This is a genomic window from Pseudomonas sp. Ag1, assembly GCF_000278565.1.
Classification (GTDB): domain Bacteria; phylum Pseudomonadota; class Gammaproteobacteria; order Pseudomonadales; family Pseudomonadaceae; genus Aquipseudomonas.
Window position 1 is genome coordinate 180,319 of the sequence record NZ_AKVH01000103.1, and the last position, 10,607, is coordinate 190,925.

Sequence of the window (10,607 nt, forward strand, 5' to 3'; positions counted from 1 at the left end):
CCGTTGGTCCGAACTTTTTGCCTCAGTTCTTGAATGCCGAGTGTTTACGGCCCTGATCGCACAAGGCGAACACCACCACCAGCAGGGACGAGATCGCGAGGATTATCACAACGCCATCAGTGGAGTGAGTGGCCGACGCCGCCACCATCGACAACGCCCCTAATGGCGCCAGGCCACCTGCGATCGCGGTGCCGATTTCCCGCCCGGTGCCAAAGCCCGAGGAGCGGGTCTGGGTCGGGAACTGGCGGCTCAGGAACGAACCCTGCGGCGCAAACATCATCGGCGCGAGGATGCCGGTGCCCACGCCAATGGCGACGTAGATCATCAGGCTTTCACCGGTATTGAGCAGCGCAAGGAACGGGTAGGCAAACAGCAGCGACAGCAGGCCGCCGAGCATCAGCACGGTCTTGCTGCTCCACTTGTCGCACAACCAGCCGAAGCATGGCACGGCGACGATGGCGATCAGGCTGGCAATGGTCACCGACAGCGACGTGACGTGCACATCGACACCCTTGAACTGGGTGAGGTAAGCCAGGGAAAAGGTCTTGAAGATGTAGCTCAACGCGTTGTAGCCAATCGCCACGAAGAACACCACGGCCAGGCCCTTGAGGTCGTTCTTGAACAGCGCCTTGAGCGGCGACGCCTTGGCCTTTGCGGTTTCCTTGCTCAGTTCCTTGAATTCCGGGGTTTCCGGGATGCTGTTGCGCACCCACAGGCCCACACCCACCAGCGCGATGCTGCAAATGAACGGAATCCGCCAGCCGCCGGCCAGCAGGAATTCATTGCCGTTGATGGTCAGCAGGTACACGGTCAGCGAAGACAGCAGCAAGCCCAGGTTCAGCCCGAGCGCCGGCCATGCACCCTGGCTGCCGCGCTTGCCTTCTGAGGCGTGCTCGTAGGAGGTAACCGCCGCGCCGGACAGTTCGGCACCGGCCCCCAGGCCCTGGATGATGCGGATAAACACCAGCACGATCGGCGCCCAGATGCCGATGGAGGCGTAGCTGGGGATCAGCCCGATCAACGTGGTGCACACGCCCATCATGCAGAAGGTCAGCACCAGCACTTGTTTACGCCCGAACTTGTCGCCCAGGTAGCCAAACAGAATGCCGCCGAACGGGCGCGCGATGAAGCCGATGGCAAAGGTGGAAAACGCCATCAGCGTAGCGGCTTTCGGGTCGCTGTTATCGAAGAAAATCTTCGAGAACACAATCGCCGCCATGGTGGCGTACAGGTAAAAGTCATACCACTCCAGCATCGAACCGAAGATCGTCGCGGCCGCGACTTTGCGCAGGCGTTTCCTGGTTTGCTCGGGGGTTTCAACGTCCGGGGTGCGGGCTGTAGCCGTCATTCTGTACTTCCTTATGAGTCATTATATTTATTGTCAAAGTGAGGCGTGGTGCGGTGCGTCAGTGGGGCTTGAACATGCGGTCGGCGATCATCGAACCGATGGGAATCGCGGAGGTGGCAGCGGGTGAGGGCGCATTGCACACGTGGAGCATTCGCGGGGTCTGGGCGAACAGGAAGTCGTGCACCAGGGTGCCGTCGCGCATCACGGCCTGGGCGCGGATGCCGGCTTCATAGGGCAGCAGGTCTTCGATGTTGAGCGAAGGGCAGTACTTGCGGCACTGCTCCAGGTAGCCGGACTTGAACAGCGAGTTTTTCATCTCGACGCTGCCCGAACCGAGGTTCTGCCAGATGGTTTTCCAGAAACCCGGGAAGCTCGCGTACTGCGCCACGTCGCGCCAGTTCACCGAGAATTTGCGGTAGTTCTCGCGACCCAGGCCGAGTACTGCATTCGGGCCAACGGTGACGCTGCCGTCGATCATGCGGGTCAGGTGCACGCCGAGGAAGGGCAGCTCCGGGTCGGGAATCGGGTAGATCAGGTGGTTGACGATGGTGTTCTTCGATTCCGGCAAGCGGAAGTATTCGCCACGGAACGGGATGATCTGGTGGTCGATCTTGACGCCGGCCATCACGGCCAGGCGGTCCGATTGCAAACCTGCACACACCACCAGATGCCTGGCCTGCCAGCTTTCGCCCCGGGTGCTGACGGTGACTTTGTCGGTGTCCTCGACGATCGCAGTGACGGTGCGTTCCAGGCAGATTTCCCCGCCGGCGCGACGAATCACCCGGGCCATGGTTTCGCAGACTTCGCGGTAATCGACAATGCCGGTGGCGTCGAGAAACAGCCCGCCCAGCCCGACGATGTTCGGTTCGCGCTGGCGCAACTGGTCGGCGTCCAGGCGTTCGACTTTCATGCCGTTGAGCTGCGAGCGGGCGTACAGCGCTTCCATCCGTTGTACTTCCAGATCAGTCGAAGCCACCAGCAACTTGCCGCACACCTCGAACTTGATCCCGTGCTCGGTGCAGAACTGCTTGGTCGCTTCGGCGCCACGTTTGCACAAGTCGGCCTTGAGGCTGCCCGGGGCGTAGTAGATGCCGGCATGGATCACGCCGCTGTTATGGCCGGTCTGGTGTTTGGCCAACAGGCTTTCCTTTTCCAGGATCACCAGCGAGGCGTTGGGCTGGCGCTTGAGCAACTCCATCGCGGTGGCCAAACCGACGATGCCGCCGCCGATGATGCAAAAGTCATAAATCATTATTTTGAGTACCTACGCATTTCAGTCTGCTTATCAGGTTGTCAGACTAATGGTTTTGTTAAAAAAACAGCGCGCCATCGGCACGCTTTAAAAGGGTTCGGATCGGTCAATTGATAGCGGGCAGTTCCAGATGCAGGCGCCTTGCTGCGGCGCGCAAGTGAGCCTCGGCACAGGCGGCGGCGCCTTGGGCATCACCGTCGACGATGGCCTGGTAGAGCGCAGTGTGTTCCTGGGTGGCATCGGCCGAGCCGCTGACAAAGCGGGTGGCGGAGTTTTCCCAGGCGGTCTTGCGGGCGCTGGCCAGTTGGCTTCTGAGGAAGTCATGGAAGGCCACGAAATAGTCGTTCTTGCTGGCCTCGGCGATGGCGCGGTGGAATTCCACATCGGCCAGGGCGGCGGCGTCGAAGTCGGCGCGCTTGTCGTGCATTTCCTGCAGGGCGGTCTTCATGCGCTGCAGGTCGGCGGCGTCGCGGCGTTGGGCGGCAATCGAGGCGGCCTGGGTTTCGATCCACAGGCGCACTTCGAACATCTGCGCCAAGTCCGGGCGGCGACCGTTTTTTTCCGGGAAGCGGAACACGGTGCCGGCCGGGGTTTGCGAGATAAATGAGCCCAGGCCACGCCGTGCGGTCAGTACGCCGTCGGCCTTGAGCTGGGCAATCGCTTCGCGCACCACCGAACGGCTGACATTGAGTTGTTCAGCCAGTTGCTGTTCGGTGGGCAGGCGCGCTTCGGGCGCCAGTTGGCCGGAATCGATTTCTGCACGAATGGCGCTGACAACGCGCATAACGAGCGAATCAGGGCGCTGGAGCTCAAGCATGGGAAAACCTTGGTAATCAGGTTGTCAGACAATAGTCGTTACGATTTTACCTTGTCAAGACAGGTGTTACGCGGAACCGGACGCGTAGGGCCAGGAAGAGACCTGCACCAATCAGTGCCAATGCCACGCCGAACGTGGCTTGCATCCCACTTCCCACGTCGCCGGGAGTGGCCGTGGAGAGGTCACCTGAAACCTGCGAAAACACTGCGCCCAAGGCCGAAGCCCCGGCGATCAGGCCCAGATTGCGCGACAGATTAAGCAAGCCGGCGATCACGCCACGGCGGTCTGGCAGTACGTCGCTCATCACGGCGGTGTTGTTGGCGGCTTGAAACTGGGCGTAGCCGAGGGTGAGGATGATCAGCGGGGTGATATATCCGGCAACCCCAAGGTTCAGCGGCGCCAGCGAGAGCAGCAGGCAGCCCGCCAGCATCGCCAGCAGCCCGGCGATGGCCATCGGGCCGCTGCCGAAACGGTCGGTCAAGCGTCCCGCAGGGATGCCCGTCAATGCCGAAACGCAGGGCCCGACTGCCATTGTCAGGCCCATCCAGGCGGGGTCGAGGCCTGCACCGTGGGTCAGGTAGAAGGGCCCGACCACCAAGGTCGCCATCATCACCGCCGATACCAGCGCGCTCATGGCCAGGCCAGCGCTTAGCGTTGAATCCCGTAAAGTCGACAAGAAACTGAACCCGGATTGCGCGGGCTGTAGCCCATGGCGGTCGACGCGCAGATAGCGCCGGGCGAGGGCAAATGTCAGCAAACCCAGCGGCACGGTGATGAAAAACAGCGCGCGCCAGCCAAACCCCGCGATCAACACCCCGCCAAGGCTTGGCCCCAGCGCGGTACCCATGGCCGACATCGTGCCCAGCAACCCCATGGCGCGGCCGGTGCGTTCCTTGGCCACGGTCTCGCCCACCAGCGCCATGGTCATCGCCATCATGATCGCCGCGCCCAGGCCTTGCAGGGCGCGGGCCGCAATCAACAGCCCGAGGGACGGAGCCATGCCGCACAGGGCCGAGGCAACGGTGAAGAGCAATAACCCGGCCAAGAGCAGGCGGCTGCGGCCCATCACGTCGCCCAGGCGCCCGACGCTGACGATCACCGTGGTAATCGCCAGCAAGTAGGCGAGCACCACCCACTGCGCCGCCTGGAACGATGCATCAAACGCCTGCACCAGGCTCGGCAGGCCGACGTTGGCGATGCTGGTGCCCAAGGACGCCAGCAACATGGACAGTGACAGGGCGACGAGAGCGCCACGGGGTGCAGGTGATTTCATCAAGAGGCTCCAGGGTTTGACCGCTGTCAGAAATCTACGCCGTCACCTAACATGGCGGAAGGCGCAGCATTTGCACTTTATACGTGCGCCAAACGCCCTATGAGGTTTGCCGTGTCGACACCTGATTTCAATCTGCTGGTCACCCTGGATGTGTTGCTCGCCGAAGGCGGCGTCGCCCGTGCCGCTCAACGCTTGCGCCTGAGCCCGTCGGCAATGAGCCGGGCGCTGGCGCGACTGCGGGAAACCACCGGCGATCCGTTATTGGTCCGTGCCGGCCGCGGCCTGGTACCTACGCCGCGCGCTCTGGCGTTGCGCGAACAGGTCAGCCAGTTGGTGCAGGACGCCGAAGCGGTGTTGCGACCCGCTGCGACGCTGGATGTGAGCCAGCTGGTACGCACCTTCACTTTGCGCACCAGCGACGGGTTTGTTGAAAACTTCGGCCCGGCGCTGTTGACGCGGATCGCCCGGGAAGCGCCTGGCGTGCGGTTGCGCTTCGTGCACAAGCCGGACAAAGGCAGCACGCCGCTGCGCGATGGCAGTGTCGACCTGGAAACCGGCGTGGTCGACAGCAGCGCCAGCCCCGAGGTGCTGACCCAGGCGCTGTTCCGCGACCGGTTTATCGGCGTGGTGCGCAAGGGCCATCCGCTCAGCCAGGGCGAAGTCACGCCGCAGCGCTTCGCCGAAGGCCAGCACATCTACGTGTCCCGGCGTGACCGTGATCAGGGCCAGATCCATCAAGCCCTTGAAGCGCTCGGGCTGACCCGGGACGTGGTGACCATCGTCGCCGGCTTCTCGACCGCCCTGGCCCTGGCCCGCAGCACCGACCTGATCGCCAGCGTGCCGGAGCGGCATACCGCCAACCTGCACAGCGACCTCTACCGCTTTGCGCTGCCGTTCGTGTTCCCGGACTTCACCGTATCGATGCTCTGGCACCCGCGCCTGGACGCCGACCTGGCCCATCGCTGGCTGCGCGGTTGCCTGCGGGAGGTATGTGCGCAATGAGCCGAGCAGCTCCCGCGCCACAATGGGGGCTTGCGGGTCCACGGCGGCCCTTCAGCAGGTACAATCCGCCGGGCCTTAAAATGAAACACCAGGAATTCAAATGTTCAGCCTTACCCATTACGAAACCCCATGCCCCGAGCCGATTAACGCGCAGATCCTGCAGATGGTGGTCGACTACCTGACGGACATCAGCATGGTCGCCATCCCGCCAAGCAACCTGCTGTACAACGTCTATCAGTACGCCATCGGCTACGAGGTGCACCTGTACCTGGAAGCGCTTGGCGGGTCCAAGGGCATTGCGGTGGAATTGATCGTCGCGCTGGACGCGCAGGAGCAGGTGATCGGCTTCCTGCTGTACCTGCCGGTGAAGGACGATCCCGAGGCGTGCGGCGTGGCTTACATGGCGGTGCACGCCAGCCATCGGCGCAAAGGCGTGGCGCGGGCGATGATGCAGGACATGCTGGCCCGCTACCCCCATGCCGAACTGACCTGCGCAGTGGAGAAGGTCCCGGCGTTCGAGTCCATGGGCTTTCAACTGCGCGGTGTGCGCGGTACCCAGGTGTTGATGAACACCTGCGACTACAGCACTGACGGCTTGATGGGGTTGCTGGATGTGGCGTCGATCTACAGCTCGCTGGAGGTGCGGCAGATCCACACCTACCTCCTGCAAAAGCACGGCAAGCGGGCGATGGTCGATGCCGAAAAACAGCGTGATCGTCACTTCGACCAGATGACCCACAAGGCTCGGATGTTCGTGCACGCAAGGCTGGGCTAACGCGCTCCTCGACTCACCATCGACTTGATGCTCGCAAACAGCTCCTCTTGCGCCTCCAGCGGGCTGATCTCCCCGCTGGCCGCAGCATGGGACAAGGCGTCCGCCGCGCCCAGCATTGCGCGTAAACCGGGCTGGCCAATCACACCGTCCACGGCAAAGGGGGCGAGGGCATCGCGACACTTGCCGAGGAAAATCACGTCGTACTCGCGTTTGATGGTTTCCAGTTCCGGGCTGCCGGCCAGGGCCGCAATCACTCCCGGAATTTCCCGCCCCTGCAACAACACACAGTCGACATAGCACGAGGCAATCACCCGGGCGCGATCATCCAGGGTGGGTTCGCTGGCCTCGATTGCAGCGGCAAACACCTGGTTCTGCCGCGCGTCGAAATCTTCATACAGCGCGGCCAGCAGCCCCGCGCGATCGCCGAAATGGTCATACACCACCGGCTTTGTAACGCCGGCCAATTCGGCCAGATGCCCGAGGGTCAGCGCGTCGGTGCCTTCTTCGCGCACCAGTTGCCAGGCCACGTCGAGCAACTGGCGTAGCCGGTCATCCCGGGACAGGCGACGGCGAGGGGCAGGGGATTGATCGCTTGACATGCTTATATACCAAAAGTAACTTACCAACGGTAACTTAGCTCAAGCCTACTCAATTTGCCTGCTCATCGCCACCCCCCGAAGGAGTCATTGCCATGCACGCGCTGATCGTCGTTGCCCATCACGACCCACAATCCCTCACCCACAGCCTCGCCAAACAGGCTGCTGACGGCATCACTGCCGCAGGGCACACCTTCGAGATCGCCGACCTCGCCGCCGAAGGTTTCGACCCACGCTACAACGCCGCCGACCATAAAGTGCATCGCACCCGCGCCACGCCGCCGGCCGACGTACTGGCCGAACAGGCCCGACTCGACCGCGCCGACGCCTTGGTGCTGGTGTACCCGATCTTCTGGTGGTCGATGCCGGCCTTGCTCAAGGGCTGGATCGACCGGGTATTCGTCAACGGTTGGGCGATCGACTACAGCCTTGAGACGAAGGTGGTGAAAAAAATCGGCCACTTGCAGGTGCACTTACTGGGCGTTGGCGGGGCGGACGAAGGGGTGTTTGAACGCCACGGCTATGCCGACGCCATGCGCACGCAAATCGACCATGGGATCTTTGATTACTGCGGTGCGAAAGTGCTGACATCCGAGCTGCTGCTGGACTCGGAAAGCGGCGCTGCCGAACAGCATCTGGAGACGGCGGCGAAGTTGGGGCGACAACTGTTCGTCACTCTGCAACCCTGCGAAACCGCCTAAACCAGGCTGCTCTGTATGAGCGCTGCCAGCTGTTCGACCGCAGCGCCTGGCGCTGGATGGCTGCAATGCAATTCATAGCCAAGGGACGGCACCGGCGGCAGATCGTCGAGTACACGTAGGTGCGCAGGCAAACCGATACGGGTGCGCAAGGTCACACCCAACCCGGCATCGACCGCCGCCCAGATCCCACCCACGCTGGGGCTGGTCAAGGCAATGCGCCAGGCAATGCCGGCGCGGTCCAGGGCTTCGGTGGCGGCGCTGCGCAATACGCAGGGTGCCTCGAACATCACCAGCGGCAGCGGCGCGTCCTCGGCGCGCGGTAGTTGGGGTTTGTCCCGGGGCCCGATCCAGTGCATGGGTGTTTGCCCCAGGCGGGTGCGGCAGGACGATGTCTGACCGGTTTCCCAGGTCAGCGCCAGGTCCAGGCTCGCGCTGTCGATCAGGGTCAACAGCTCGGCATTGCGGCCTATCCGCACTTCAAGGCTGATCATCGGATAAAGCCTGGCGAAGCGCCGCAGGATGTCACTGAGCACATGCTCGCCGAAATCCTCCTGCAAACCGAGGCGCAAAGTGCCTGCGGTTTGGGTTTCGTTAAGGCTGCTGAAGACAGTGTCATTGAGGTCCAGCAACCGCCTGGCGTGGCCGAGCAGCGCTTCACCCACCGGCGTCAGCACCAGCCCGCGCCCGGATTTGCTCAGCACCGGCGTGCCGACCTGTTCTTCGAGTTTCTTTAATTGCGCGCTGACGGCTGAGGTCGAACGGCCCAGGCGATCCGCCGCCTTGGCAAAGCTGTTCAGCTCGACGCCGGTGACGAAGGTGCGCAGTACATCAAGGTCGAAGGTGGGGCGGCGCATTGAATGGTCCATTAAAACGGGATGGTGGATGCTATTAAATCTGATATTCGGAATGATCCTGGCTTGCTAGTTTTTGCCCGTCAACTGAATTGTCGGAGCGAGCGTCCATGAGCAACAAATTTACCGAGCTGACCCGCGACGTGCTGTTCGCCGATATCTGGGAGCGCGAGGGCCTGTCGCCCAGGGAGCGCAGCCTGATCACCGTGGCGGCATTGGTGGCGATGTACCGTCTGGAGCAACTACCGTTTCACTTGCAGCGGGCGGTTGGCAATGGCTTGAGCGTCGAGGAACTGGGTGAAGTCATCACTCACCTGGCGTTTTACTCCGGCTGGCCGACAGCGGCGTCGGCGCTGAACCTGTTGGCAGCCATCCATCCTGCGGAGTAACCACCATGCCTTACGCCCGAATCTCCCTGCACCGCGGGAAATCCCCTGAGTATCTGCAAGCACTTTCACAGGGATTGCATGACGCTCTGGTTGAAAGCTTCAAGATTCCTGACGCGGATCGCTTCCACGTGATCCACCAGCACGAAATTGGCGAGATGATCATCGACCCCAACTATTTGGGCGGCCCGCGCAGCCACGACTATGTACTCATCGCGATCACGGGCGGTAAACCTCGTGATACCGAGACCAAACGGCGGTTTTACCAGGTGTTGGTGGAGCGGCTGGAGGCTGCGATTGGGCTGAGCCCTGAGGATGTGATGGTGGTGATTACGACGACGGCGGCGGATGAGTGGTCGTTTGCGGGGGGAAGAGGGAATTAGTAGCACGGGCGTACTTTTCCAATTGGAATGATTGCCCACAAGGTATGGAGAGGTGATCGGGAAATGTCAGTCTGGAAAGGAGGACCTTTCTGACAACCTTTCAGGCGGCTCAGTCTTACTCTTTGCGTTCTCGTGGAATCCAGGAGTAAAGGAATGACTTCCAGCGTCTTGAAGGACGGTTTTCCAGCTGCCTATCGCACCACCCGCAAACGGATCGAAGGCAGTATCGACCTCGGCCGGTTGTTTGCCGCGATCGATGCTGACCCGGCGATTGCGGGGGCAGGAGTGGGTGCAACCATGAGTGTCATAGGCAGCGGCGTCTCCGGGAATATCCGGACACTGGCCATCGGCCTATACGAAGAGTTTGAATGATGGAATTGAGGCATTCACGTCAGGCCTTTCTGGCTCGGTATGGCCCGGTTTTTATTGGTGCTTTTTTTTGCGCGCTTCTTGCGCTTGTTATGGCGAGCGCGCTTTTGGGCAGCACCTATCTACATCGGATTTCTGGTTACCGCAATTACTCGGGTCTTGATATGGGCGTAATGTCAGTGATCTTGTCGGTGGGAAATGCTCTTGTTGTGCGAGGGCGAGCGTGGGGAGTCTGGATAATGGTTGGCTGTTGTGTGCTGAGCTTTTCTGCGGTGATGTTCACTATCAGCYACACACCAGATCTTTTTACTTTCTCGACAGGGCTTTTGTTCTCGCTTCTAGGCCTCTACCTCCTGAAYACTAAACGCCACCGCCAAATGCGCGCAGAACTCGTYCTRCTTCGYCAYGAACGCAAGCGYTACAAAGCCGGYTTTCGGCCCCCGCGTACTCAGGAGATGGCCCAGGCTCGCCTCGAATACMAAMMGGCCCGCAGRCTCAAGCGAGAAAATCGCCGCAAATGGAAGGCKGCCCTCAACCCTCGCGAAACAAGTCATGAGCATCCAGCAACCGATACGCAATCTCCGGGCGCTTCTCCATGCCCTTGCGAATCGCCGCYGGAATCGACTGCCGGGTCTTGCGACACAACCCCGGCAAGTCATCGATAACGATCTGAATCCCGCGCATCAAGCGACGGTCACGCAAATAAAGGATGCGATTGGCGCGTCTATGAGTATTACCGGCAGCGGTTTGTCCGGGAATATTAGAACCGTCGCTATCGGCCTATACGAAGAGTTTGAATGATGGAATTGAGGCATTCACGTCAGGCCTTTCTGGCTCGGTATGGCCCGGTTTTT

General features: G+C 61.4%; 12 protein-coding genes and 2 pseudogenes. 7 read left to right on the forward strand and 7 right to left on the reverse strand.

From position 1 onward, the window contains the following. Window positions 1–22: 22 nt before the first annotated feature. The 4 genes from A462_RS12435 to A462_RS12420 all read right to left on the reverse strand — a co-directional run bounded on the left by A462_RS12435 (window position 23) and on the right by A462_RS12420 (window position 4,690). Window positions 23–1,348: an MFS transporter gene (locus tag A462_RS12435; protein ID WP_008436370.1), complete on the reverse strand. Its 1,326-nt coding sequence runs from the start codon at window positions 1,346–1,348 to the stop codon at window positions 23–25. Between the two features lie 58 nt (window positions 1,349–1,406). Beyond that, window positions 1,407–2,600 (reverse strand): L-2-hydroxyglutarate oxidase, encoded by a 1,194-nt coding sequence (gene lhgO / locus A462_RS12430; RefSeq protein ID WP_003215216.1) that lies wholly within the window; start codon window positions 2,598–2,600, stop codon window positions 1,407–1,409. Window positions 2,601–2,706: 106 nt separating this feature from the next. Further along, window positions 2,707–3,417: a FadR/GntR family transcriptional regulator gene (locus tag A462_RS12425; protein ID WP_008436372.1), complete on the reverse strand. Its 711-nt coding sequence runs from the start codon at window positions 3,415–3,417 to the stop codon at window positions 2,707–2,709. A 46-nt stretch (window positions 3,418–3,463) separates the two neighbouring features. Continuing rightward, entirely contained in the window at window positions 3,464–4,690 is a 1,227-nt protein-coding gene (locus tag A462_RS12420) for an MFS transporter (protein ID WP_008436374.1), read from the reverse strand. A 111-nt stretch (window positions 4,691–4,801) separates the two neighbouring features. Here A462_RS12420 and A462_RS12415 point away from each other — a divergent pair, with 111 nt between their 5' ends. Beyond that, a complete protein-coding gene (locus A462_RS12415) occupies window positions 4,802–5,692 on the forward strand; it encodes a LysR family transcriptional regulator (RefSeq protein WP_008436376.1) in 891 nt (296 codons plus the stop codon). Window positions 5,693–5,792: 100 nt separating this feature from the next. Continuing rightward, window positions 5,793–6,467, forward strand: a complete 675-nt coding sequence (locus A462_RS12410; RefSeq protein ID WP_008436378.1) for a GNAT family N-acetyltransferase — start codon at window positions 5,793–5,795, stop codon at window positions 6,465–6,467. Here A462_RS12410 and A462_RS12405 read toward each other — a convergent pair. Next, window positions 6,464–7,066: a TetR/AcrR family transcriptional regulator gene (locus A462_RS12405; RefSeq protein ID WP_032899501.1), complete on the reverse strand. Its 603-nt coding sequence runs from the start codon at window positions 7,064–7,066 to the stop codon at window positions 6,464–6,466. The two genes, A462_RS12410 and A462_RS12405, sit on opposite strands and share 4 nt — an antisense overlap. 92 nt (window positions 7,067–7,158) lie before the next feature. On the opposite strand from A462_RS12405, the gene A462_RS12400 reads away from it, so the two are divergent. Beyond that, on the forward strand, window positions 7,159–7,764 hold the full coding sequence (locus A462_RS12400) for an NAD(P)H-dependent oxidoreductase (RefSeq protein WP_008436388.1): 606 nt from the start codon (window positions 7,159–7,161) through the stop codon (window positions 7,762–7,764). Here the strand turns inward: A462_RS12400 and A462_RS12395 are convergent. After that, complete coding sequence (locus tag A462_RS12395; RefSeq protein WP_008436389.1) at window positions 7,761–8,618, reverse strand: LysR substrate-binding domain-containing protein; 858 nt, start codon at window positions 8,616–8,618, stop codon at window positions 7,761–7,763. The two genes, A462_RS12400 and A462_RS12395, sit on opposite strands and share 4 nt — an antisense overlap. A 107-nt stretch (window positions 8,619–8,725) precedes the next feature. Here A462_RS12395 and A462_RS12390 point away from each other — a divergent pair, with 107 nt between their 5' ends. The 3 genes from A462_RS12390 (at window position 8,726) to A462_RS12380 (ending at window position 9,756) form a co-directional block, all read left to right on the forward strand. Beyond that, the gene (locus tag A462_RS12390) at window positions 8,726–9,004 is read left to right on the forward strand and encodes a carboxymuconolactone decarboxylase family protein (RefSeq protein WP_008436391.1); all 279 of its coding nucleotides are present in this window, start codon (window positions 8,726–8,728) and stop codon (window positions 9,002–9,004) included. 5 nt (window positions 9,005–9,009) lie between these two features. Beyond that, on the forward strand, window positions 9,010–9,384 hold the full coding sequence (locus A462_RS12385) for a tautomerase family protein (protein ID WP_008436392.1): 375 nt from the start codon (window positions 9,010–9,012) through the stop codon (window positions 9,382–9,384). A gap of 153 nt (window positions 9,385–9,537) precedes the next feature. Further along, a complete protein-coding gene (locus A462_RS12380; protein WP_008436400.1) occupies window positions 9,538–9,756 on the forward strand; it encodes a hypothetical protein in 219 nt (72 codons plus the stop codon). A gap of 528 nt (window positions 9,757–10,284) precedes the next feature. On the opposite strand, the pseudogene A462_RS34285 reads toward A462_RS12380, so the two are convergent. Continuing rightward, window positions 10,285–10,437 (reverse strand): annotated as a pseudogene (locus A462_RS34285) (hypothetical protein); the annotation flags it as partial. 3 nt (window positions 10,438–10,440) lie between these two features. On the opposite strand from A462_RS34285, the pseudogene A462_RS34905 reads away from it, so the two are divergent. Beyond that, a pseudogene (locus tag A462_RS34905) lies at window positions 10,441–10,554 on the forward strand (NAD synthetase); the annotation flags it as partial. Window positions 10,555–10,607 lie beyond the last annotated feature (53 nt).